Source organism: Actinospica robiniae DSM 44927 (assembly GCF_000504285.1).
Lineage (GTDB): Bacteria > Actinomycetota > Actinomycetes > Streptomycetales > Catenulisporaceae > Actinospica > Actinospica robiniae.
The window spans coordinates 8,537,175-8,558,416 of the sequence record NZ_KI632511.1; the positions used below are offsets into that span (position 1 = coordinate 8,537,175).

Below are 21,242 nucleotides of genomic sequence, written 5' to 3' on the forward strand. Positions count from 1 at the left end.
GCACGCGAGGTGCAAGAATCGACCTCCACCCACTACTGTCCGCCGCCCGCGAAAGGACGTAGACCCGTGCCCCGAGACGACGCCGCTTTGCTGTTCGCCGGGACGTCCCAGGCGTATGTGACCTACCGGCCCGGCTATCCGATGGCCCTGTTCGACCACATGGCGGCCCAGCTCGCCTTTACTCCGGAGACCCGCGTGGCCGACCTCGGCTGCGGCCCGGGTACCGCCACCATCCCTCTCGCTGAGCGTGCCGGAACCGTTCTCGCGCTCGACCCGAACTCCGAGATGCTCCACGCTGCGCGTGAGGCGGCACAGCGCGCCGGTATGGGCAACATCGAGTTTCGCCATGGCCATGCTGAACACCTGCCGGAGATGGACGCGGGGCCCCTCGAGCATGTCGTGTTCGGCCGTTCGTTTCACTGGACCGATCGGGCCGCGGTGGTCGCGATGCTCGACGCACTCCTGCCACCGCATGGAGCGATCGTGCTACTCGGGCCCGGTCGCAGCGAGAAGGGTGCCTGGCATCGCTGGCCCTGGGACGAGGCGATTCGCGAGGTCCGCGAGAGCTTCCTCGGCCCCGAGCGGCGGGCTGGAACCGGCACCTACTCGCATCCTGAGACCGGCCACGAACAGGTCCTCGAAGCCGGAGGCTTCGGATGGATCGAGCGATACGGTTTCACCGAGCACGTCGAGTACGACCTCGAGCGCGTCCTCGGGCTCCAGCGCTCCTACTCCCACTCGGCCGAGCGGCTCTTCAGTGGCCGCTACGACGAATATCTCGAAGCGGTGCGCGCCGCGGTGACCGCGGCCTGCGGACCGGGGCCGTACCGGATCGACAAGCGGGACTCCATGGTCATCGCCCGCCGGCCACAGCGTCATCCCGACAGTGACGCGCCGGAACATCCATGAGTTTCGGCGAGGTGCCACGGCTGGTTCCCCCCACGATACGGGTCCACCACTCGTATCTGGCGGCGGTATCCGAGTACCTCGAGGAAGGCCGCTATCCCGACTTCGTCGACTTGGACATCGCCGAATCCGCGTCGTTCGCCGTCTACACTGCCGCGCTCCGTAAAGATCCAAGACGGGAACCGGGCGTCGACTGGCCGCCCATGACCCTGTTGTGGTGGACCCTCGGCCCGGTCTACCTCGGTCGGATCTCCATCTGGCACCGTCTGGAGGGTCCGGCGGCGCGCTCCGGCCACGTAGGGTATGACATTCGCCCCTCGGCACGAGGGCAAGGCAACGCGACTGCCATGCTGCGCGCCGCGCTCCCGAGTATGGCGCGGCTCAACATCGATCCTGCGCTCGCGACTGTTCACCGCGACAACGTTGCAAGCCGTCGAGTGCTGGAGGCCAACGGCGCTCGACCGGTCAACAGTGACGGCGCTCGGCTGTTCTACCTTCTGGCAACGAGCATCCCCGACCGTGGGGACTGAGACTGAAGGCCCGCCTGTAGCGAACGCCTCGGCGGGCCCAACGGGGCAGGGTGGCCGCTCCAGCCATGAAGACCGCGACGGCCACATAGTGGGGCGCGGCTGGTCGAGCCTCAGACGGGTTCTAAGCGAGGGCACGTCCGTTGTAGCCGGCTGCCGCAAGCTCCTGGGCTGCCGCGAGCAGATCGGTGGGGATGTCTTCGCCGGCATGTATCAGTCCGGAACGCGCATAAGCTTCGAGACGTAGGATCTCGCCGACGAGCATAGAGAAGATCCTGGACGGCGGGATGTCTCTTGAACAGTAATCGTCAAACGTGGTCAGCTCCGACGTCACGAGGACCCGCTTGTCCGGCCAGCGCCGTCGGGCTGTGGCGATGATGCGCCGCTCCGCGTAGGGCTTCTGCACGACAAGGAACCGGTCCGCGTCGATGCCTAGGTCGCGAAGGACTTCGGCGGCGAACCAGAAGTTCTCGCTCGTATTGCTAGCGAGAGTCTCAAGCGCGATAGCCGTCCGGGGCACATCTCGGGTGATCAGAATTTCGCGTAGTGCTTCGGCCTCGGTGCCGTACTCGGCGCCGGCGGGGACGGCCCGGGTTCCGCCGGACACGAGGAGACGGGAGGCGATGTTCTCGTGGTAGAGGTCAGCGGCCCGATGGGCGACGGACAGGTCGTGACTGCCGAACACGAGGATCAAGTCCACGGGTTCGACGGCTTGCCCGAGACGCAGGTAGTCCCAGAGCGACAGCGCCATGCGCCACTCGTGGCTGGTCGGGATCATCCGTTTCCTCTAAGGCGTTGAGCGATCAGTTCGGTATAGCTGTGGACGTGTGCCGGGAATCCGGGCGAGACAGCTCCGATCGCAGGGCGAGCAGTCAGATGTCCCGACCAAGGTAGAGCCGCTCGCCAACCGTCGGTGGACCCGGGCGGTCATGCGGTGTGGCTGCGAAGCCATCCCTGCGGCTGCGGCATGTGGGCTTTGATGAGCTCGGTCACTGCGTCGTTGTCAGGGTGTCCGGGGCCGTGGACGAGGGGGCCGGTGAGCGCGGTGATGTCGAGCGCCCACGCGAGTTCCCGCCAGTTCTCAGGCTTGAGCCGGCCGAGTTTCCCCAGCATGTCGGCCAGGATGATGAGGACCTCCGAAAACGGCCAGAGCCGCTCTGGGTACGCCCCAGTTTGGCAAGGCTCGAATTCGGGCCCGTGGGGCCGGGGCCGACCGCCCGATCAGGATCAGGCCGCTCGTCGCCGTCAAGGGCGCCTTCGGCGTCGCTCCGCGACGGGCTACGCCCGCCCTGGACCGCTCCTCTCGCCCCAAAGTCGCCGCAGCTGTCGGCCAGCCCCGGCGCTGTGTCGCCGAGCCCGCTGATCAGCAGTTCGGGGTGAGGAGATCCACTGAGCAGGTCCGGCCAAGCGGTGAGCAGGAACTGGCCGTTTTCAAGGAGTCTCATCAAGGACTAGTAGATAGCCCGGAGGGACGAACGAGTAGGGGCGCAGTAGGTGTCCGACATCGCCGAGATGGCAGCCGGAGACGGCGAACTCCCAGTCCAGGACCGACACGTGCCAGCCGCCCGAGCTGCCCTGGTGAACCAGGAGGTTTCGGGCGGCAAGGTCCCCGTGGACCATGGTGCTGTCCTGCTCGACCGCTTCGAGACTTGGCCGGAGGCCCTGCCACTGGACCCACAACGCCTCGCGGATCGATGGGCCGAGCGCGTGGCCCCCAGCGCTGTCAAAGAGTTGTTCTTTAAGCTGGTCGTCGATGGATGCGGCGAGCGTTGCGGAGCGCGGGACGATGTCGAAGCCCGGAGCGATGCGACCGGCGGCCGGCATGCGCACTGACCAGATCGCGTCTGCGGTCTCGGCGACGGCGTAGGCGAGGTTGGCCAGTTCGACGGTGGAGACGCGTGGCAGGAGTCGGTTGAGGCTATGTCCCTCAAGCCATCTAGTGACCAGTGCGGGGGGTGCGCCGTCGTTCGCGTCGGCGATATGTAAGACCTCGGGGACATCGACGGTTCCCGCCATGCGGTGGAGAAGTTCCGCGGAGGTGGCAACCGATGTGGGGGAGCGGCGGGCGAATTGGACCGCGACGGCGTGCGGCGGCCCGTCGAGGTGCACTCTGAAGGTAACGTGACTGTAGCTGTCATCTGTGATCGCCTCGATGCGGCCCGGCGCGCGCCCGGTCGCAGCCTTGGCTAGGAGCGCAGCATGCTCCCAGAGTCGTCCGGCACCCCGGCTTGCGATGCCCGAGTCGTTGGTGCTGCCCATGGTGATGCCCTTCCACTCCGGGAGCTCCAAGGCCGAGTATCCGAGTTCTCGTCACGCGGCAGCCTAGCTGCCGTGTGGCGTCCGGCGCCGCTGGACGGGCCGGTTTCGCCGTGCGCTCAGGAAGATTGCAACATCCCACTCGCAGGGGGAGGTGAACGAGCCTGCCACCGCCGGCCCTATAGGTAGTGACGCGCAGATCCGGTCCGTCTCGATGGCGACAAGCCTGTGTTGAGCACCGCAGTGCTGAACCAGCGATGGAGCGACGTGCTCAGCCCTCATGCAGACGGCCGAGTAAGGCCCCCTGGCCAGACTGGAGGACGTGTGCAGCCTCCAGTGGAATCCAGAAGCATTCGAAGCGCGTCGGATCGCCCTGGCCGTCATGGTCTTCCTGGCTGGCCCACCGTTCAGGAGTCTCCTCGAGCAGTTCGAGGTGGAAGACGTGCCGACGCTGGATCTCGAAGCGGTAGGGCGAGATGTCGTATTCCGTCTCACCTAACTTCTTTACGATCTTGAACAGGGTCAGGCCGGTCTCCTCGCGGGCTTCGCGCAGCGCCGCGCCCTCGGGCGACTCCCCAGCGCGGATACTGCCAGACGGAACCTGGATACCGACTTCCTCAAAGGAGTAATCGGTGTGCCGGAACACCAGCAGGTGCCCATCGCGCACCACATAGACCAGGACCTTGTCCTTGACGATTTTCTCGGGCATGGCTGATGCTGCCTTCCATCGATTAGGAGACCGCGCTGACTCGGCCTGGCCCACACGTCGGTACGACCACAAGTTTCGCGGACCCTGGTGCCCGGCGCTTCGACGCGACGAAAGCTTGATCGTCTCTGCTTGGGGAGGTCGTTAGGCCCTGAGAGTGCGCTATGCGGGGTCCGGGTCGGTCAGGAATCCGCGCAGCGGGCCGGGCGAGGCGTTCCGCGTGTTCGGTTCGGGCGCGCCAGCGTCGAGTGCCGCCACCTGGCGCTCGAGTGCATCGGGTTCAACGCCGAGTTCGGCAAGGGCTCGGCCGGCGGCCCCGCTGCCTTCGCGCGCGACCCCGAGCAGGAGGTGCTCGGTGCCGACATAGTCGACGTGCATGGCGATCGCGCCGCGCAGCGACAGCTCCAAGGCCTTTTTCGCCGCCGGGGTGAAGGGCATGTGTCCCGACGGTGCTTGTGCGCCCTTCTCGAGCATTTCGAGCAAGCGCGAGCGCAACGTCTCGGGCGGGATGGCGAGCGCGCTCAGGACTTGCGTCGCGGCGCATGGGTGGACGGGAAGCAGCCCCAGTAGGAGATGCTCGGAGCCGATGTGGCCGTGTCCGAGAGCCCGGGCATGCTCCTGGGCATCGACGATCGCTCGCTTGGCATGGCTCGTGAACCTGTCGTACATCGCTCGCCTTCCCGACCGCCCTCACATGCCATGACCGCTCCGGGTCGAAACAGGAATCAACGCTGGCAGCCTCCTGACGAGGATAGCGAGCGAGACGCTGGCGAGACGCCATCTGAACCCACGCCGCCACATCGTACGGCCGAGCAGCGTCAGAATGCGGTTGTCCGCACGCTGCGAGCCTGCCACGATCCTGTCGTATGAGCGTTTCCGAGCGGCCTGAAAGGGCCCTTACGCCGCACGTCTTCCCGCCGCAACTCTTCGAGATCGACGAACTCTGCGTGCGCCGCCCGACCATGGGGGATCTTGGGGCGTTCCATGGAGCAGTCATCGCCAGTTACTTGGATCTGCAACCATGGATGTCATGGTGCGCCGAGCCGCTCCGCATAGAGGACCGTCGCGGCTTTATCGAACGCGCCGCGGGCAAGTGGGATTCGCAGACGGCGTTCCACTGGTTCATCTTCACGGCCGACAGCGAGTTCCTCGGCACCATCTCGCTAATGGACAGCGTGGGCGCGGGTGGGCTGGAAATCGGGTACTGGCTGCGCACCGAGGCGACCGGCCGAGGGATCATGTCCCGATGCGTCGCGCGCGTAACCTCGCTGGCGCTTGGCCTGCCGGGCATCGAACGAGTTGAGATCCGATGCGATGCCGCCAATACGCGCAGCAGCGCCGTGCCCCGTCGGCTCGGCTACCGTCTGGCCGGGCAGGTGCGCGTCGACCCGGCCGCGCCCGGGGAGTGCGGTATCGAAGAGCGCTGGGTCTCACCGTGACTGTCCGGAAACATGCGCCTTAGGTGATGCGCGGTTTTATGGCCATGGTGCCGCTGGGGAGACGGCGTCCGTGCCCTACGGCAATGCGAGATGGCGCACTCTGCGCGGGAGCAGCGGGCACGCCACGCAACGAGATTGGAGATCCAGAACGTTCGTGAAGCCCCTCTGACGCCGATCGGGGGATCCGCGCTGACTACAAGGCTGACGTCCCGCTGCAACGGCGAGGATCAGGCCTTGACCGCGACGACGAGGATGGCTGTCTCTAGGAAGAAGAACCTACTTTCGTCATCGGCCTTGACGAGGCCCGTGTGCCACGCGGCCAGTTCCTCAGCGGAGACGGCGCTCCGCCCGTGGCCGATCGCGGAGGCCAGGCCGGACACGACGTTCTCGACGCGGTGTGCTGCGCGCCCGGTCAGGCTGGTTGCGTAGTCCGTGTGCACGACGACGGACTCGGTCAGCAGCGGGCTGGCGGCAACCAGGCCCGGTAGGTTGCGTCCGGCGCGGCCCTCGCTTGCTCGCCCGATCCACGGCTCGGCGAGGTCGGCGAAGGCATGAACGATCTTCCGGTCGAGCGCCGGTTCAGCGCCGGCGAACACGAGCGCGTCGAAGTCGGTGTGGCCAAGCACCGCGCGCCCCCCACTCCTCATCACGCGGCACGCATCAGTGATCAACTTGAGCGGATCGGTGAGGCATTCGATGAGGTTGAAGGAGACGAGCGCGTCCACGGCCGCGTCGAGCAGAGGGAGTGGCTCGGCCAGGTCCGCAGTACGCAGATTCAACGGTCCGGCATGCCCGGCGAGAGCGGCGGCGGCTCGTTCGAGCGCCCGCGTGCTGTAGTCGAGCCCGATCAGGTGGGCACTCGGGTCCGTGGCGGACCACGCGGCCAGTGTGGGACCTGGACCGCACCCCAGATCAAGGCCGTGGCCGCCGCGGGGCAGCGCGGCGAGCCGCACGATCCGCTCGTGCAGGGCGTGCGCGGGTTCGGGTGTCACGGTGCAGCCTCCTGGGGGCTCGGATGCGAGGCGAACGGCGCGGTAGCGTCATCCGGGTGAGTGAGGATCACGGGCAACGCCACCTTGTAGGCATCGGCGAGCGCACCGCGGCGGCGGGTGCGGCCCTCGCGGATCTCCGGGTCGAACACGCTCTGCCCGGCCACGAGGTTGTCGGCGATCACGAGGATCGCCCCGGCAGGGACCGCGAAGGCCGCCGCAGGTGCGAGCACTGAGGCCGCCTCCATCTCCGCGCCCGCCCAGCCAGCCTTGTGCCAGGCCTGGATATCCGCCCAGCTTTCGGCCAGTTGGGCCTGGTGGGTCACCGTGAGGCCGCGCCGCACCGTGCACCCGACGCCGGTCAGAGCCATCGTGAGCCTTCGAGAGACCGAGGGGTCGGCTCGATGCAGCCGATCGCCCGCAGGCCCCTCATACGCGCGCGTGGAGGACTCGTCGGCGTACACGGCATCGGGCACTATGTGATCGCCCGCTGCGGCGTCATCCAGCAGACCTCCGCAGGTGCCGATGAAAATCGCGCACCTGGCTCCGAGCACGCAGGCTAGGTGTGAGTTCACACGCGAGAGCCCCGCCGTAGGCTCGGGCGTGCCAAAGCACGTGGTCTCCCAAGGCCGCGGCGCGCAGAGTAGGCAGACTCGAGACTGGTCTTGTGATTTTCGCGTCGTGGCCGATGGCGGTGAGCGCATCGTGGAACATGGTCAGCGGGTAATCCTGCGCGCAGCCGTGCAGGATCAGCCCGTCGACCTGGTAGCCAGGCGGTAAGCCGAGGCCCTCGCGGTAGTCGTCTGCCGACATAGCCCGGTACACGTCGGTATCTCCCCTCTTCCGGGTAGGGCTCGATTTCGCCGAGGAATCACAATGCGGGTAGGAGTGCGTTTCGCGGAGATCGAGCGCTGACAGGGACCTCTTTGCCTTCGCTCAAAGGTCACGGTGCGCGGGAACCTTCCGCCGGTGTCGGCAGGTCCGCGCTACGAACAGGATGTGCGTGCCGCCATCGAGCGCACCCGGCTCCTGGCAGGCCCGCTCTTCATGGTCGAGGAACCTGACCCACCGGTCGGGATCGGCTGCGAGTCCGCCGAACGCCACGACGGCATCGAACGTCGCATCATCGAACATGGACAGATCACGGATGTCCACCTGTCGCCGTGCATCGACCGCTGCTTCAGTACCGGCTTCGACGACGTCACGGCGGTTTGCCAAGAGTTGTGCATCGGAAAGGTCGGCCACGGTCACCCGGGCGCCGAGCTCGGCCAACGCGATGGTGAACCGGCCGGGGCCAGCCCCGATCTCCAACACGCGGCAGCCAGGGCGAATATGGCGAGCGAGCATCCGGCGGTGGTGTTCCAGGGACACCCTCGCGGGAAGATCCCGCACCATTCTTTCCCACTCGGCATCAACGGACGCATCGAATCCAGTCCGGTCAGCGGCTACGTCCGCATCCAGGGGAGAATGGCTGCGAAGTGAATCAGGCATGCTCGATCCTGTCAGAGCCCCGACCGCGGCGCGAGCGATTTCCCGCCCTGCCAATCGCCCGCAACTGACGACGGTCCAGCCAGTAATGGCCGAGCGGCGGTGTAGCGCGGTCGCCGGCGGCTCAGGCCACCGCTTCGGGCTGGTCATCGTTTGTCAGGCGTTCGTCGAGCTCTCCAAGTGCAGTGCGGTTGCTGTCGAATTGCAGGGCCGCGACGGCGTCCTTGGCCCCGAGCAACCGGATCGCGGTGTGTTTACCGGACAAGTTGACTTCCTGGCCAGCGCGGGGAGGACAGCACCATTCAGTACGCGGTCCTGTGCCGCGGCAACCTAAGAATCTGGCAAGGCGTCGCCGACGGACGCGAATAGAGTGAATCGCCCGCGCAGGCCGCCGCCCGGGAAATTGAGGAGGAACTCGGACTCGCTCGATCAGTCCCGCTCTCCCCGCTGCAGATCACTGCGAGCATCTCGGCACGGTTCTTCGCGGATCGCGACCGCTGGCCGGCAGGCATCTACGTCGTGCCTGAGCGCTCCTTCGCCACGGACCTCCTCGAGCAGGCGGCGTTCGGCTGCGGCGAGGTCAGTCGTGCCTAGAGTTGGGGCCGAGAATTCCGCCCGCACGACGACCGGGGCGGGGGGTGAAGCCTCGGCGTAGGTCAGGAGTTCGGCATCCCAGGTGGAGCACTCGGCGATATCGGGATCGGCTGCGGTGACCGCGTCCGCCACGGCTGCGCGGTGCGCTTCGAGGTCCTCCGTACGCGGAAGCGACAGGGCGCTGATGCCAGGGCGGGGATGTGTGGGGAGGGGGATCGGGCTGTCCTGTGTGATCAGGGTGATGGTGTGCCCGCAGTCGGCGATGCGGTCGGCCAGGTTGCGGTACACGGTGTAGATGCTGCCGCGCGTGATCTGGTGCAGGTCGCGGTGGAATAGGGTGATGTGCATCAGGGCCTCCGGCTGGGGTGGTCGGGCTCGTTCAGATCGGCGCGCAGCAGGTCCCAGTCCTCTGCCAGCGCCCGCAGGCGGTCCTTTTGCCATGGGGCTTCCGGCAGTTCGCGGTGCGTGCGCAGTTCTCGGGCCAGGAGCATGGCTCTGTTGACGGTGAAGGCCGCGCGCCGCGCCATTCCGTCCTCGTCGATGTGCGCGGCGATCAGGTCGCGAGCGCCCGGCGTCTCGCGGAGTACGATCCAGAGCAGCGCGAAGTCCAGCGCGGGCAGATAGTAGTCGGCGTATTCCCAGTCCAGCAGTGCGGCTCGTCCGTGGCTGAGGATGATGTTGACCGGCAGGGCATCACCGTGGGCGAAGTGCCAGTGCGGTCCGGCGTGGCCGAGCAACTCCGTCAACGCTCGATGTTCCTCGGGGCGAAAGAGCCCGAACCCGCGGTAGCGCTCCAGCCGGTCGGTGTAGTTCCAGGCCCGTGTGAAGGAGTCGGGCGCCGGTTCCCAGTGGGCGAGGGCCTTGAGCGTGTTGAGGGCAATGGCGACGTTCTCGATGGGTAGCGCGGAGGGATAGCGTTCCTCGCTCAGGGGATGACCGGCCATGTGTTCGATCAGTAGGACGCCCTCGTCGGCGTCGGCCGCCAGCAGGCGCGGGACGCGGACGGGCGGTGCGCCGCGGGCGAACACGGTGTAGGCGGAGATCTCCCGGGCGAACTTCTCCGCCCAGAAGGGCTCAGTGCTTGTCAGGACCTTGGCGACGGCGGGCGTACCGTTGTACTCCCCGGCAATGATCACCGTCTTGTCAGTGGAACGCAGCACCTCGGTCGGGGTGAAGTCGGCGCGCAGCCGCTGTGCGACGGCAACAGCGGTGGAAACGGTGTTCATAGAGGGCTCTCGTTCTCGGTCACGGCTTGGCTGAGCCGGGCGGTCAGGCGGATGCCATCCAGCCTGCCGGTCGGCAGGTCGGCGCGTAGGCGTAGGACACGCTCGAAATAGAAGTGCGCGAACTGTCGCCCGTTGTCGAGTTCGGCCTGCGCGAACTCGTAGGCGGTCAGAAGGTGGCTACGACAGGCTGCAGCCGTGCTGCCGACGGGCACGGGACAGCGCTCCATCAGGCGTCGGTGCGTAGTACGGGATGAATCCAGCCGGCCCCCGGTCCCGCTCGACGGATCGACGGATCGACGGATCGACGGATCGACGGTCAGGCTCTGCGCGGCGCGGGGTCGGTGATAGACCACGGTCGGTGCTGGTAGATAGGCGTCCCGTCTTCTGTGCGCTCATGGACGAACCAGAGAGTCGATTGCCCTGCCCTCAACGTCATGGTCGCTTCCCAGTGCCGTGGATCCTTTAGCAGCCTGATGAGGCGGCTGGACCAAGTCCATGCGGAGCACCACCAGTGTGTGTAAGAGAGATGAGAGGGACGCGTACGCCGTCGATATCCCGGCCAGGGCTCAGCTCGCCGGGCTGACCGAGATCCATACCGCACATCGGGCGGTTCCGCCGCTGGCAATCGAACTTGCTGCGCATGCACGCGGCCGCGCCCGCCGACTACCGTCGGGATGTGACGATTCAGCGTATGGACAATGTCGGCATCGTCGTCGAGGATCTCGATGCCGCCATCGCCTTCTTCACCGCACTCGGTATGGAGTTGGAGGGCAGGTTGCCGATCCAAGGACGATGGGCAGAGCCGAGCTTTGCCAGGCGTGTCGCGCTGGCCCCTTCGTTGGCGCCAAGCTCCAAGAACCCGCCCGGAAGCTTGGAGCCCGGGCGAGACGCCCGGGGCCACCCGACCATACGTCAGGGATTTACGAGGAATCGATTTGTCGGCCGTGACTCTCGCCTGCGGGCCGGTTGAAGGCTGTTCGAGTTCGCCCCGAGAGTCGCGGGCCGGGGTTCCGCGGCCGTCGCGTCAGGTGCTCCGCGCGGTCACGAGATCGAACATGCGATGGATATGGGCCTCGACCTCGCCCCACGGGTACTCGACGGGCCGTGCGTTGGGTTCGGGGTGCCGGGAGGAGGGGTGGCCCAGTCCGGAGGTGAAGGTCACGCCCGCTGCGCGCAGCAGGTCGATGTGCGAGGGGATGGCGGGATGCCGGGCGAGGTGCCCGTTGATCCATGGCACGGCGGTGACCGGTGTGCCGAGCCCGAGAGCCTCGTTGAGGACGCCGACGGCGAGGTTGTCGTTGACTCCGGTCGCCCACTTGTTCAGCGTGTTGAAGGTAAGCGGGCAGGCGAGGAGCGCATGGGCCGGCGGACGTCCTGCCGGTGCCCCCGGATCGAGCCGGGAGTAGACCGGATGTCCACTCAGTTCCTCAAGCGGCTCGGGATCGCCGATGAACTGTAGTGCAGAAGGGGTGGCGATGACGCAGACGGTGAAGCCCGCATCCAACCCGTTGCGCACGGCCCGGTCGACGTGTTCTGAGGGTGGCGCCGCGCAGGCGACGACGTACAGGACGCGGCTTGCGGTCAACTTCGACTCCCTGCGTGGTCGATGTGCTTTGCCGGGACGAGGAACGTCGTGCTTATCAGTCGGTGTAGCCGGCTGCGTTCGTGCGACTTGGCCGGCGGCGCCGAGCGGCGCCTACTGTTCCGGGTCCGATTCGGCGGTTACGTCTTCGAGGTACGCGGTCGTTCCGTTTGCCAGAGCCTCGATCGCCGTGCGGTAGCGTCGGGCGTGCCACGGTGTGAGGTCTGTGGGCAGTCGGTTTGGAGCGAACCAGGCCACTTCGCTGATCTCGGCTGGGTCCAGCCTCAGACGGGTGAGGTCGGAATCGATCACGCCGCCGTCGAAGGCGAAGGAGAGCATCTGCAAGTTCGGCCGCACCTGGTGATGTACTACGAGCAGGCGTCCGACCTGCAGGTCGATGCCGAGTTCCTCACGGCCCTCGCGCCGCGCGCAGGCCGCCGGCGACTCAGTAGCCTCGGCGATTCCGCCGATGACCCACCAGGTGGTGCGGTAGGTTGTGTGGCAAAACAGCACTTTGCCGCCAGGGTCCCGGATGACCAGGTCCGCCGAGATGGGGGTCTCGGTAGGGCGGCGTACCACTCGGAGCGAGGCAGCGGCCGGTCGAGCTGACCGACGCCGTCGATCCGGGTGGCTGGTGGCGCATTGTCGGTCGCAGCCGGAGAGGTCTGGTTCGGCACCTGATGACCATAGCGCTCGGATGCGCCGGTGCGAGACTGACCGGGTTGGTTGCCGAAGGATCCGTCACCAGGGCTGGGTAACCGGCGTCGGGTCGCGGGCGACGATTGGCGGTGGATTGTGCGCGTGACCATGGCGACCGAGCCTGCACCCGGGCAGAGCGAGAACGAGGACTTCGCCGGCGCTGTAGCGAGAGCCGCGGTGCTGCTCGACGGCGCCGGGCTGCCCGGAAGCGAGGACGGAGGGTGCGTGCACGGGGTGGCGTGGTACGCCCGGCGCCTTGGGACGCGCCTACTCGGCGCGCTCGCCCAGGAAGACGATGCTTCTTTGACCGGCACCCTCTCGAGCGCGATCGGCGACGTGGCCGGCTCCCACCGGGCGACGTGCGATCTGGGCCACCCGGCCACGCCCTCAGCCACGGTCGTCATCCTGCGCGAGCGCGGCAGCGATCTCGACTACCTCGTTCTGGCGGACTCCACGCTGGTATTCGATGGGCCGCAGCTGGAACCCACCGTCGTCACCGACCGGCGCCTGGCCGCGATCGGGCAACGATACCGCGCGCAGATGGATGCGCTCGTCGGCGGCAGCACGGAACACGCGAAGGCGCGTGCCGACTACGTCGCTGCTCTCCGGGCTCATCGCAATCGGGAGGGCGGGTTCTTCGTCGCCGCCGCGGACCCGGATGCGGCCTGGCACGCGATGACTGGAAGCGTGCCGAGTTCCGGGGTACGCACCGCGCTCCTGCTCAGCGACGGGGCGAGCAGGCTGAACGATCGCTTCAAGCTGCGCACGTGGAACGAGACGCTCGAGCTCGCTCGCTCCCAGGGCCCGAACGCCCTGATTGCGGCTGTCCGTGGCGCGGAATGCGCTGACCCGCAGGGCAGACGTTGGCCACGTGGGAAGATCTTCGACGACGCGACCGTGGTGCTGTGTGACCTCGTTTGACCACCAGCAGCGCAGCCGGTGAGGAACAAAGAATTCTGATATGTTCCGGGCCGCGGCGTACCGTAGCGGCTATGAACGAGACCGTAGGTGACCTGGCCAGCCCGGTGACGTTCACCGCCGCTGCCGTTCTCGAAGTCCTGCGTCGCGTGTGTGAATGCGCCGGAACTGATTTCGCAGGTGCGGAGGTTCTTCAAGCTCCGGCTGACAGCGCGGTAGTCCTGGTGCCCAGCGTGGGTCTGGTGGCGAGGATCGGCGTGGACGTGGGCCACCGCGGGCGCCTTGAACAAGAGTTGCGGGCGGCCTCGTGGCTCAGTGATCAGGGCTTGTTCACGCCGACTCCGGCCGCAGCCGCTCCTTGCCCGCAGCTAACCGTGGCTGAGGGGCGGGTGGTGACCTGGTGGCAGTACATTCCCTCTCGCGAGCATGCGAGCCTGCACAGCTTGATGGCAACCCTCCGCGTCCTGCACAGCCTGCCGACCGCCGGTCTGGACATTGCCCGCTTCGATCCGTGGGCGCGCGTCGCGGGCCAAATCCGTGCAGCGACCGGTCTTTCCGATGCGGATCGCGCCCGCCTTGCGCATAGGTGGGACGAGCTTCGATCCCTCTGGAAGCAGTCACGCTGGCCGTCGGAACCGTACGTCGCCATCCACGGCGACGCCCACACGCTCAATACACTCGTGCATGAGGGAGCTGTCTATCTCCTTGACCTCGAGGATATGAGGCTCGGCCCATGGCAGTGGGATACTCTCACCCCGCTCGTCCATCTGCGTGCGCGATGGATCTCAGCGGACGACTACCGTGCCGCGATCGAGGCATACGGCGCCGATCCCCGCGCGGAGGAGGAGATCGAACTGCTCGTGGCGATCCGCCTGCTCCGGATCACGTGCTGGCTCGCTTCCCGAACCGCACGGGAACCTGGGGTGGTCGCCCGAGCCAGACGTAGAATCGACTACGTCGAAGACCCAACGTTGCTGACACGCGGCCCTGCGGGTTTCTGACTCACTCGAGTCCGGGCTCTTCGGATGGCAGCCATGGTCGACCAGCCGCGATGTGCAGCCCGACTTTTTAGGTCGAGCGCGTGTACTGCCCGGCGAGTCTTCGGCGGAGTCTCACACTAGTCGAGCGGTGATCGGAGAGACCTGAACCGTGTATGACCGGCTGGTCGAGGATCGAATTCGCCGCGCCCTGAACGTGGCCTGCAGGATGGCCGGCTTGGACAGCTCACGAGCGCAGCTCATGCGCCTGCACTCCAACACTGTCATCCATCTTCCGAACGAAGACACCGTGGCGCGCTTGGCGGTGGACGAGGCCGCGGCCGGTGTGGCGGCATCGTTGGCTGTGACTGAACATCTTGCGCAGGTCGGCTTTCCGACGGTTCGGCCCAGGGTGGCTCAGGTGGTTTGCGCGGAGGGCCTCGTCGTTTCCTTCTGGGTGTACGTCGAGACAGTTGCTAAGCCAGCTGATCCTGGCGGACTCGCCGCGTTGCTCAGGACCTTGCATTCGACTGACCTCGCCGAGTTGCCGCTGCCTGCCATGGCGAGTCCACTGGGTGGTGTCGGGCGTGCGCTGACGAGGCATCCGGAAGCCCTTGACGAGCGTGATCGGGTATGGCTCACCGACGAGGTCGCGCGATGTGAGGCGCTGTGGGAGAACATGCTGTTCCGATTGCCACGGGGCCCGATCCACGGGGATTCGCACCCGAACAATCTGCTCCACACCGTCCGAGGCTCGGTGCTCGGGGACTGGGACCACGTCTCGCGCGGACCGCGGGAGTGGGACCTTGTCCAGGAGGTGTACTTTGCACGGCGCTTCCCTACCAACCATGACGACCTCGACGCCGCTGCTTGCAGCTACGGCTGGGACTTCCGAAACTGGCCCTCCGCGGAGGACTTGGTCGCGATCCGGGAGGTCAGCGGCCTAGGTGCGTATATCAGAACAGCGGCTATGAGGCCAGCCGCACGTGCCGAAGTGGCGTACCGCATCGAGACGCTTCGCGAGGGTCGAATCAGCGCACGGTGGAACCCGCCCTCGACGTTCTAGCAACAGCGCCGCGCGGCGCGTCCTGTCCCATCGGAGGCCGAGGGTCCGCCCCGGCAATCCTTCGTTAAGCTATCGGGCGACAATGCAGTGATGTTTCTGTGTTCACTGGGCGCGATGGCATCGAGGTGGATGGGGGCGTCATCGAGATTGTCGAGGCGCGGCGCATCGCGCGGACGACGAGTTCGAGAGCCGTGAGCGTCCCAGTACAAGAGCTCGATGGTGACGGTTCGTCCAGTTCGTATGGCGTAGGTTCTCGCTCTCGCTGAGCGGGCCGGCCAGGGCTGCTCTCACGAGGGCCAGCGCGACTCGGCCATCGCGAAACGCGCGAGCGCACCGTGCCGGATAGATCGCGGACGAAGGGCGCGTTCAGGGCTCGAAACAGGCAAGAATCTCATGGGCGAGGGACGCGGCGCCGGCGGCGATGAAGGTGCGTCGCTTCTTCATGGCGGCGGCGATGTCCTCGAGGCTGTCGAGTCCGTAGTCGAGGGATAGTTCCTTGCCGTGCAGGTCGATCACGCATCCGCCGGCTGAGTGCAGGATGTAGTGGCCGGGTGAGAGGTCCCAGATGGCGAAGCCCTTGGCGAACTCGACGGTGGCGTCGGTCTGGCCCGCGGCAACGTGGCAGAGGCTGATGGAGCCGAAGTCGACGCCGATGCGGCCGCGTGCAGGTCCGTCTGCGCCGGGCTTGGTCAGTGCGTCGATCAGGGACTGCTGGCGCGCGATCGGTTGGAGACGCTCGGCGGGCCGCATCAGGTAGTTTGTGATCAGTGCTTGCGAAATGCTGACGGGCGTGCGCCGCGTCGACAGACGATACACGTCGTCATCGGCGGTGATCAGATAGGCCCGGTCCTCGCCGTCGTGGTGACGACACCCGATGAAGAGTTGCACATGGTGGTAGATGTCGCCGACCACGGCGGCGACCGGTCGGCGAAGACATCTGGAGTAGAGAAGCACATGCGTGTACCCGTTTAGGGCTCTGACCGCCAACTCGCTGGTGTCGAGTGGATCGACGAGGATCAGCAGGTCAGGGTCGGTGTCGGGGCCGACGATCAGCGGGTCGTCTTCTTCCGATGCGTAGACGAAGGAACCGAGGGCTTCCGCGAACAGATCGCGGTACCTATCGTGCATCCGTACGTCGTGCTCCGAGAGGAAGTTGCCCTTATGCCGCAGATTCTCCTTCTCGCCCCGCCGGCCGGTCAGGGCGGCCCTCAGCAGGGCTGGGCGCGACTCGGCCATCACGGTGCGCACGATGCGCGCGACCGTGTTGGCCGTGTCGGTGGGTGCGGGGCCGGAGTACATGGTCGCCTTTCCGTTGTTCAGCGCGCTCCAGCAGGTGTCCAACGTGCGGCGGCCTTGAGACGCGTGTGTTTATCAGCATCATGCGGGCTTGCGCGCTTTACCCGAGGTAGGGGTAGCTGCCGCTGAGGAAGTGGCCGATTTGCTCATGGATCGATGGATGAATGTCGTATGAGCCCAGGTCGCTTAGGCCGATCCAGCGCACGCCGTCGGCCTCGTCGTTGATGCGGGGTGCGCCGCCGAACGGGCGGCCGATGTAGATGACCTCGTACTGCTGGCGGATCTCGCCGTCACTGTATGCGACGATGTGGTGGGGGTTAGAGTAGACGCCGAGAAGTCCCGTGATCTCGGCCAGGATGCCGGTTTCTTCTTCGGTTTCTCGCACGGCGCACGCGCCGGAGCTTTCCCCGAGTTCTTGTTTGCCCATGGGGATCGCCCACTGGCCGGTGTCGCGGCGACGTTGCATGAGGATCTCACCGTCCTCGTTGACCACGAGGATCCCGCTGGCGGGCACAAGCGAGTTGGGCCTGGGCGCTCTGGGGTCGTCGTAGTACTCCGTGCGTCCCATGCCTGGGCCCTCCGTTTCGATCACGCGCCGAGGGCGCGTCTGGCAGCAGCGGTCGGTGGCGCGCAATCGGACGTGCGGGCCGCCCAGACGACTTCATTCATTAGACCTCCGCGACCGGTGAGCTCGATCACGTGAATCGCTGTGTCGTCGTAACGCTCTGGACTCGGCGTCAGCGCGCGGCAGCGCCGCGCCCGAAGCCAAGCAGGGGCACATCGTAAAGATCCGGGTTTCGCTCGCGCGTCATCACAGGTGAGAGCACCTCGAACACCAGCATCTCAGTGAGGAACTGGATCCTCGCGGATAGCAGGTGACTCGTTGTGGCGGTGGCCGAGCGGGCTTTTTCACCGACGGTGACGTGGATGTGCGGAGAGATTGAGCCATCGTCCAGGTGCGTGAAGGTGCCACCACCGAACGCCTCGACGTTGCTCAGGTGCACGGCGCTCCACACCGGCGCGTCAGGACTCTCGAGTTTGTCGCAGGTGCCGACGACGCGGGCTTCGGCAAGTCCCGCGATGAAGCTCGGCACGAACCCTTGACGAACATGGTTCTCGGCGCAGAACGATGTGAGGCTTTCGAAGAAGTCCTCGCCATGGTCGAAGGTCACGCCGAAGGCGCGTCCGAGGGTGAGTTCGGCGGCCTTCACGAGGCAGCTCCGGCGGCGATCAGGCTGTGGATGGCCGACGCGGTCAAGCCGGCGGCTAAGGCGGTGTGCAGCAAGACCTTCGCCTTGACGGGCGTAAGCGCCTCGCCAGACAGCAGGCCGCGGGAGAGTAGGTCGGACTCGGAACCGGGGAATCCGTAGGTGCGGCTGAGTACTGGTCCGCGGCCAGTACGGGTGGTGAGGACGACAGGGATGCGCGAAGCGAGCTTTGAGGGGCCACGAAGTTCTCGGACAGCATCCGATCTCTGTCTTACGCGGCGAGAGCCATCTTCGAGACGTGCTCCGAGTAGACCTCGAAGGGGGTGCGGTACCCGAGCGTCGAATGAAGGCGTTGACGATTGTAGAACAGCTCCACGTACCGGGCAATGTCGCGCTTCGCGATGGCGTGCGTCGCGTAGGTCGTCCTGTATATCAGCTCATTTTTGATGACGCCGTTGAACGACTCGGCCATCGCGTTGTCCCAGCACACCCCGGTCCGCCCGGCCGACGCGCGGATGCCGAGCCTCCGAAGCTCGTCGCGAAACTCCATGCTCGTGTACTGACTACCCCTGTCGGCGTGGAAGATCCCACCGGGATGCAGGTCGTGGTTGCGCTCGGCCATCCGGATCGCGTCGATCACCAGCCCCGCGCGCATATGGTCGGCCACCGCGTACCCCAGTACCATCTTCGTACAGCAGTCCAGCACGGTCGCCAGATAGCAGAATCCCTCCCACGTGCGGATATAGGTGATGTCACCGACCAGGGTACGGCCGGGGACGACGTCGTCGAACACCTGGTTGACCAGATCAGGGGTCGCCGACGCGTACTCGTCGCGGACCGTGGTGACCGGCCGGGGCCGCGGCTGACACGGCTCGAGCTCCAGTTCCCGCATCAGCGCGCGCACCAGCTCCGGGCCGGCCTCGATCCCCTCCCGACGCAGCTGCGCGTGCACCCGCCGGTAGCCGTAGGTCTCCCGCGAGGCGGCGAACACCCGAGTGATCTCGCCCTTGAGCTCCTCGCGCCGCTCGGCCGTGGCCGAGGCCGGGCGCGAGCGCCAGTCGTAGTAGCCCGAGCGCGAGACCTCCAGCGCGTCGCACATCATCGCGACCTCGTAGCCCGCCCTCTCCCCGTCGATGAGCTCGTAGCGCTCGCTCACCGATACTCTTGGGCGAAGAAGGCCGTGGCTTTTCCCAAGAACTCGATCTTCGCCCGCAGCTCCTGGTTCTCCCTCTCCAGCGCCCGCAGCCGCGCGCGCTCCTCCGCGCTCAGATCACCCGTGTCCGACGCCGCGGCGGGAACCGGCCCGCGCGGATGGGTCTTGCGGTAGGTGTGCACCCACTTGCGCAGCGTCCCGTCGTCCACCCCGAGCTCCGCGGCAACCTGGCTGTTCGGGCGAGGCCTGAGCACCTCGAGAACCGCCTGCTCCTTGAACTCCGGCGAGTAGTACCTACGCGTCCTGCCTGCCACTACATCCTCACTTCGTGAACATTCATCCTATGCCGGACTCATGTCCAAGAACTGCGGGGCACCCCACTTCTCAAGGACCGGGACCCAGTCGGCCGGCACGTGCCCGGCTCCGAATCCGGCCACGACGAGGCCGTCGAGGTGCGGACCTGCCATCCCGAGCAGAGTCGTGTCGTCGCCCAACGCCGCGGTGATCAGGCCGGTGCGTACCCGACGCAGCAGCGCCCCGCGGATGCTGGGGGCTGGTGCGGGGCTGGCGTGGTAGGTGACGTGGCCTTCGGCGACGTGGCCGATCGGGCCGGGTGCCGAGGCGAACGCCGCGATGCTGGTGCTGTGGGCCTTGCTGACCTGGGATGCTGCATGGTGACTGGTTTGGGTTGGTGAGCTGGCAACCGTGATGCTGGGTGGCCGTCAGGTCGTCTGTGGGGTCCAGGGTTGGCTTTCGGCGGCCTGGATCAGCACGTCGAGAACACCGAGGCCGTGTTTGGCGGCGGTGGCGGTGTAGGAGCGGATCGCGGCGAACTCGCGTGCTCCGGTCAGGGTCCGCATGCTCCCGGAGATCTTGATGCGGTTCTTCGGCATCCGGATCTCGCGCTCGGCCGGATTGTTGTCGAAGAACATCCCGAACTCTGGGTGACGCGCGTAGCGCACGTAGTCTTCGATCCGGGCATGCAGGCGCACGGCCAGGGCGTGGTGCTTGCGGACCAGCGTGGTCTCGCGTTGCGCGGTGCTCTCGATCCCGTGTGCGGCGATCTGCGTGAGCCGGGCGGTGTGGAACCCGGCGGTGTCGACCTCGACCGGACCGCCGCCGGCGTCGTGCACGGCGCGTTCGAGTGCTGCTTTGAGCGCGAGGAGCGTCTCGATCGCCGCGGTGGCCCACGCCTTGTCCGCATCGCGTCCGGTTTCGGTGACCGCGAGCAGTTCCCGCAGCAGGTGGGCGTTGCACAGTGCGTGGGTGGCGCCGGTGTAGGTGTCGTACGGCGCCCAGGCGTCGTGCACCGCGATCCCGATGAAACTCGGCAGCACCCCTGCCGCGTCGCTGCCCTCACGCCCGCGCCGACGGTGCACCGTGAGCAGGCTGAATCGGGTGGTGGACGCCGAGTGCAGCCAGTGGCACGCGCCGGCAACCCGCATCCCGGTCTCGTCGAAGAACGCCAACGGCGCACCCGCGATCGCCGTGCGGACCCGTTCGAGCACCGGGCCGAGCGGCCGCACGACACGTTTGACCATCGCGCCGATGGTCGAGGGCACCAGGGTCAGGCCGAACAGGTCCGAGAGGGCTTGGGCGGTGCGGGCCCTCGAGAGGAACTGTCCGTGCAGGAGGTACACGGCGATCCCGGTGATCCGTGGCCCGTACTGCACGGTCTTCGACGCGTACGCGGGAGCCGCGCCGGCCGTGACCGTCCCGCAGGCGCACCGGCACGAGACCACTCGGTGCTCGGTCACCGTGACCGCCGCTGCGGGAACGTCGAAGACCTGCCGACGTTCGAGCGCGACCGGCGCGGCATCGCGTAGCGCACTCCCGCAGCCCGCGCACGAGCCCGGGCGGTGGCGTATGACCCGGTCCGGCTCGGCCACCAGATCGAGGGTGAGCCCCGGGCCGCCCTTCGGCCTCCCGGGCTTGCGCCCGGAGCGCCCGCGCAGCGACTTGGGCGACGGCTTGGCCAACCCGTCCGAGGACGGCGGCTTCGAGGAGTTGCGCGAGTTCGCCGACAACTGCGCTTTGAGCGCCTCGACCTGGCTGCGCAGCACCTCGACCACGCCCGACAACTCGGCCACCGCGGACCTCAACGCTGCGTTCTCGGCCAGCAACTCCTCATACGAAGGCTGCTCCGACGCGGTCACCCGACCAATGATCACAGTATCCTGACAGGCCGTCAACCAGCCGGGTCGATCAAGCA

General features: G+C 66.8%; 26 protein-coding genes and 2 pseudogenes. 7 read left to right on the forward strand and 21 right to left on the reverse strand.

From position 1 onward, the window contains the following. Positions 1–66 precede the first annotated feature (66 nt). Complete coding sequence (locus tag ACTRO_RS48405; protein WP_169739996.1) at positions 67–909, forward strand: class I SAM-dependent methyltransferase; 843 nt, start codon at positions 67–69, stop codon at positions 907–909. Continuing rightward, positions 906–1,436 carry a GNAT family N-acetyltransferase gene (locus tag ACTRO_RS36710; RefSeq protein ID WP_051451947.1) on the forward strand — a complete coding sequence of 177 codons (531 nt, stop codon included), beginning with the start codon at positions 906–908 and terminating at the stop codon, positions 1,434–1,436. The genes ACTRO_RS48405 and ACTRO_RS36710 overlap by 4 nt, the downstream gene beginning before the upstream one ends. A 121-nt stretch (positions 1,437–1,557) precedes the next feature. Here ACTRO_RS36710 and ACTRO_RS36715 read toward each other — a convergent pair whose 3' ends face one another. The 5 genes from ACTRO_RS36715 to ACTRO_RS36740 all read right to left on the reverse strand — a co-directional run bounded on the left by ACTRO_RS36715 (position 1,558) and on the right by ACTRO_RS36740 (position 5,064). After that, a complete protein-coding gene (locus ACTRO_RS36715; RefSeq protein ID WP_034270671.1) occupies positions 1,558–2,211 on the reverse strand; it encodes a YdcF family protein in 654 nt (217 codons plus the stop codon). 149 nt (positions 2,212–2,360) lie between these two features. After that, entirely contained in the window at positions 2,361–2,546 is a 186-nt protein-coding gene (locus ACTRO_RS36720; RefSeq protein WP_034270674.1) for a hypothetical protein, read from the reverse strand. A gap of 318 nt (positions 2,547–2,864) precedes the next feature. Further along, the gene (locus ACTRO_RS36730) at positions 2,865–3,722 is read right to left on the reverse strand and encodes a phosphotransferase family protein (RefSeq protein ID WP_034270679.1); all 858 of its coding nucleotides are present in this window, start codon (positions 3,720–3,722) and stop codon (positions 2,865–2,867) included. Between the two features lie 238 nt (positions 3,723–3,960). Then, entirely contained in the window at positions 3,961–4,398 is a 438-nt protein-coding gene (locus ACTRO_RS36735) for an NUDIX hydrolase (RefSeq protein ID WP_034270681.1), read from the reverse strand. 159 nt (positions 4,399–4,557) lie between these two features. Beyond that, entirely contained in the window at positions 4,558–5,064 is a 507-nt protein-coding gene (locus ACTRO_RS36740) for a Clp protease N-terminal domain-containing protein (protein WP_051451948.1), read from the reverse strand. A gap of 197 nt (positions 5,065–5,261) precedes the next feature. On the opposite strand from ACTRO_RS36740, the gene ACTRO_RS36745 reads away from it, so the two are divergent. Then, positions 5,262–5,834, forward strand: coding sequence for a GNAT family N-acetyltransferase (locus ACTRO_RS36745; RefSeq protein ID WP_051451949.1), 573 nt, complete (start codon positions 5,262–5,264; stop codon positions 5,832–5,834). 227 nt (positions 5,835–6,061) lie between these two features. Here ACTRO_RS36745 and ACTRO_RS36750 read toward each other — a convergent pair whose 3' ends face one another. From ACTRO_RS36750 to ACTRO_RS36780, 7 genes are all read right to left on the reverse strand, one after another. Continuing rightward, the gene (locus ACTRO_RS36750) at positions 6,062–6,826 is read right to left on the reverse strand and encodes a methyltransferase domain-containing protein (protein WP_051451950.1); all 765 of its coding nucleotides are present in this window, start codon (positions 6,824–6,826) and stop codon (positions 6,062–6,064) included. After that, a complete protein-coding gene (locus ACTRO_RS46400) occupies positions 6,823–7,527 on the reverse strand; it encodes a phosphorylase family protein (RefSeq protein WP_084316806.1) in 705 nt (234 codons plus the stop codon). The genes ACTRO_RS36750 and ACTRO_RS46400 overlap by 4 nt, the downstream gene beginning before the upstream one ends. 232 nt (positions 7,528–7,759) lie before the next feature. Next, positions 7,760–8,314, reverse strand: coding sequence for a class I SAM-dependent methyltransferase (locus ACTRO_RS46405; protein ID WP_084316807.1), 555 nt, complete (start codon positions 8,312–8,314; stop codon positions 7,760–7,762). Positions 8,315–8,435: 121 nt separating this feature from the next. Continuing rightward, complete coding sequence (locus ACTRO_RS47745; protein WP_157436650.1) at positions 8,436–8,576, reverse strand: NUDIX hydrolase; 141 nt, start codon at positions 8,574–8,576, stop codon at positions 8,436–8,438. Positions 8,577–8,740: 164 nt separating this feature from the next. After that, positions 8,741–9,253 (reverse strand): glycosyltransferase family protein, encoded by a 513-nt coding sequence (locus ACTRO_RS51630; RefSeq protein WP_034270692.1) that lies wholly within the window; start codon positions 9,251–9,253, stop codon positions 8,741–8,743. Next, positions 9,253–10,131, reverse strand: coding sequence for an aminoglycoside phosphotransferase family protein (locus tag ACTRO_RS36775; protein ID WP_051451951.1), 879 nt, complete (start codon positions 10,129–10,131; stop codon positions 9,253–9,255). Before ACTRO_RS36775 ends, ACTRO_RS51630 begins: the two co-directional genes overlap by 1 nt. Further along, positions 10,128–10,343 (reverse strand): hypothetical protein, encoded by a 216-nt coding sequence (locus tag ACTRO_RS36780; RefSeq protein ID WP_034270695.1) that lies wholly within the window; start codon positions 10,341–10,343, stop codon positions 10,128–10,130. The genes ACTRO_RS36775 and ACTRO_RS36780 overlap by 4 nt, the downstream gene beginning before the upstream one ends. A 464-nt stretch (positions 10,344–10,807) precedes the next feature. Here ACTRO_RS36780 and ACTRO_RS51175 point away from each other — a divergent pair. Continuing rightward, a pseudogene (locus ACTRO_RS51175) lies at positions 10,808–10,933 on the forward strand (VOC family protein); the annotation flags it as partial. A 222-nt stretch (positions 10,934–11,155) separates the two neighbouring features. On the opposite strand, the gene ACTRO_RS36785 reads toward ACTRO_RS51175, so the two are convergent. Together ACTRO_RS36785 and ACTRO_RS48415 are read right to left on the reverse strand one after the other, a co-directional pair. Continuing rightward, the gene (locus ACTRO_RS36785) at positions 11,156–11,716 is read right to left on the reverse strand and encodes a flavoprotein (protein ID WP_051451952.1); all 561 of its coding nucleotides are present in this window, start codon (positions 11,714–11,716) and stop codon (positions 11,156–11,158) included. 111 nt (positions 11,717–11,827) lie between these two features. After that, entirely contained in the window at positions 11,828–12,292 is a 465-nt protein-coding gene (locus tag ACTRO_RS48415; protein ID WP_051451953.1) for an NUDIX domain-containing protein, read from the reverse strand. A gap of 228 nt (positions 12,293–12,520) precedes the next feature. Between ACTRO_RS48415 and ACTRO_RS36795 the strand changes: the two genes are divergently transcribed. The 3 genes from ACTRO_RS36795 (at position 12,521) to ACTRO_RS44435 (ending at position 15,373) form a co-directional block, all read left to right on the forward strand. After that, entirely contained in the window at positions 12,521–13,333 is an 813-nt protein-coding gene (locus tag ACTRO_RS36795) for an integrase (protein WP_157436920.1), read from the forward strand. A gap of 71 nt (positions 13,334–13,404) precedes the next feature. After that, positions 13,405–14,331 carry a phosphotransferase gene (locus tag ACTRO_RS36800; RefSeq protein WP_034270699.1) on the forward strand — a complete coding sequence of 309 codons (927 nt, stop codon included), beginning with the start codon at positions 13,405–13,407 and terminating at the stop codon, positions 14,329–14,331. A 148-nt stretch (positions 14,332–14,479) separates the two neighbouring features. Further along, positions 14,480–15,373 (forward strand): phosphotransferase, encoded by an 894-nt coding sequence (locus ACTRO_RS44435; RefSeq protein WP_051451954.1) that lies wholly within the window; start codon positions 14,480–14,482, stop codon positions 15,371–15,373. 366 nt (positions 15,374–15,739) lie between these two features. On the opposite strand, the gene ACTRO_RS36810 is transcribed toward ACTRO_RS44435, so the two are convergent. The 7 genes and pseudogenes from ACTRO_RS36810 to tnpC all read right to left on the reverse strand — a co-directional run bounded on the left by ACTRO_RS36810 (position 15,740) and on the right by tnpC (position 21,186). Then, positions 15,740–16,714 carry an inositol monophosphatase family protein gene (locus tag ACTRO_RS36810; protein WP_211244537.1) on the reverse strand — a complete coding sequence of 325 codons (975 nt, stop codon included), beginning with the start codon at positions 16,712–16,714 and terminating at the stop codon, positions 15,740–15,742. A gap of 55 nt (positions 16,715–16,769) precedes the next feature. Next, the gene (locus ACTRO_RS36815; RefSeq protein WP_034270701.1) at positions 16,770–17,237 is read right to left on the reverse strand and encodes an NUDIX hydrolase; all 468 of its coding nucleotides are present in this window, start codon (positions 17,235–17,237) and stop codon (positions 16,770–16,772) included. A 169-nt stretch (positions 17,238–17,406) separates the two neighbouring features. Then, the gene (locus ACTRO_RS36820) at positions 17,407–17,880 is read right to left on the reverse strand and encodes a PPC domain-containing DNA-binding protein (protein ID WP_034270704.1); all 474 of its coding nucleotides are present in this window, start codon (positions 17,878–17,880) and stop codon (positions 17,407–17,409) included. Continuing rightward, positions 17,877–18,104, reverse strand: a pseudogene (locus ACTRO_RS51180) (asparaginase); the annotation flags it as partial. The gene ACTRO_RS36820 and the pseudogene ACTRO_RS51180, both read right to left, overlap by 4 nt. A 44-nt stretch (positions 18,105–18,148) precedes the next feature. Further along, positions 18,149–19,344, reverse strand: a protein-coding gene (locus ACTRO_RS36825; RefSeq protein WP_157436651.1) for an IS3 family transposase whose coding sequence is annotated in 2 segments (ribosomal slippage) — positions 18,149–19,068 and positions 19,068–19,344 — 1,197 coding nt in all. Because the reading frame shifts where the segments join, the coding sequence is not laid out codon by codon here. 27 nt (positions 19,345–19,371) lie between these two features. Further along, entirely contained in the window at positions 19,372–19,497 is a 126-nt protein-coding gene (locus tag ACTRO_RS50565; protein ID WP_281177921.1) for a hypothetical protein, read from the reverse strand. Between the two features lie 255 nt (positions 19,498–19,752). Continuing rightward, complete coding sequence (tnpC, locus tag ACTRO_RS36835) at positions 19,753–21,186, reverse strand: IS66 family transposase (protein WP_063628134.1); 1,434 nt, start codon at positions 21,184–21,186, stop codon at positions 19,753–19,755. Positions 21,187–21,242: the final 56 nt, after the last annotated feature.

Coding starts and splice junctions, on each gene's coding strand:
- ACTRO_RS36815 (WP_034270701.1), bottom strand. CDS start 17,237: ATGGGACGCACGGAGTACTACGACGACCCCAGAGCGCCCAGGCCCAAC.
- ACTRO_RS36715 (WP_034270671.1), bottom strand. CDS start 2,211: ATGATCCCGACCAGCCACGAGTGGCGCATGGCGCTGTCGCTCTGGGAC.
- ACTRO_RS36735 (WP_034270681.1), bottom strand. CDS start 4,398: ATGCCCGAGAAAATCGTCAAGGACAAGGTCCTGGTCTATGTGGTGCGC.
- ACTRO_RS36795 (WP_157436920.1), top strand. CDS start 12,521: ATGGCGACCGAGCCTGCACCCGGGCAGAGCGAGAACGAGGACTTCGCC.
- ACTRO_RS46405 (WP_084316807.1), bottom strand. CDS start 8,314: ATGCCTGATTCACTTCGCAGCCATTCTCCCCTGGATGCGGACGTAGCC.
- ACTRO_RS36720 (WP_034270674.1), bottom strand. CDS start 2,546: ATGCTGGGGAAACTCGGCCGGCTCAAGCCTGAGAACTGGCGGGAACTC.
- ACTRO_RS36710 (WP_051451947.1), top strand. CDS start 906: ATGAGTTTCGGCGAGGTGCCACGGCTGGTTCCCCCCACGATACGGGTC.
- ACTRO_RS46400 (WP_084316806.1), bottom strand. CDS start 7,527: ATGCGCTCACCGCCATCGGCCACGACGCGAAAATCACAAGACCAGTCT.
- ACTRO_RS36800 (WP_034270699.1), top strand. CDS start 13,405: ATGAACGAGACCGTAGGTGACCTGGCCAGCCCGGTGACGTTCACCGCC.
- ACTRO_RS50565 (WP_281177921.1), bottom strand. CDS start 19,497: ATGGCAGGTCCGCACCTCGACGGCCTCGTCGTGGCCGGATTCGGAGCC.
- ACTRO_RS36745 (WP_051451949.1), top strand. CDS start 5,262: ATGAGCGTTTCCGAGCGGCCTGAAAGGGCCCTTACGCCGCACGTCTTC.
- ACTRO_RS36775 (WP_051451951.1), bottom strand. CDS start 10,131: ATGAACACCGTTTCCACCGCTGTTGCCGTCGCACAGCGGCTGCGCGCC.
- ACTRO_RS36740 (WP_051451948.1), bottom strand. CDS start 5,064: ATGTACGACAGGTTCACGAGCCATGCCAAGCGAGCGATCGTCGATGCC.
- ACTRO_RS51630 (WP_034270692.1), bottom strand. CDS start 9,253: ATGCACATCACCCTATTCCACCGCGACCTGCACCAGATCACGCGCGGC.